Below are 285 nucleotides of genomic sequence, written 5' to 3' on the forward strand. Positions count from 1 at the left end.
CCAACCCGGTCCATCTCGGAGAAACCGAGGGACTGGATGTGGCTGAACAGATCGTGCCGCATTTCCGTAGCGCACCCCACAGCCGCTTCCGCCGCAAAATACTGGGCAATTACGCTGCAAACGAGGCTGACTGCCGCCAGCACGGCCAGCAGGCCGCAGGAGCGTAGAATATAGTCGGTCTTGTGGTCTTTGATACCGACGTTGATTACGGAAGCCATCACAACCGGCACAACCAGGTCGAATAGCGCTTCCAGCATCTTAAAAAACGGTGCCAGGACGCATTCT

The 285-nt window shown here is 56.8% G+C and carries 1 protein-coding gene; it reads right to left on the reverse strand.

Going from position 1 to position 285, the window contains the following annotated elements:
• On the reverse strand, positions 1 to 285 hold a 285-nt coding region (locus K6T82_RS24310; protein WP_255596624.1), incomplete at both ends, for an ABC transporter transmembrane domain-containing protein.

The sequence above is a fragment of the Flavobacterium potami genome (assembly GCF_020026915.1).
Taxonomy (GTDB): Bacteria; Bacteroidota; Bacteroidia; order Flavobacteriales; family Flavobacteriaceae; genus Flavobacterium; species Flavobacterium potami.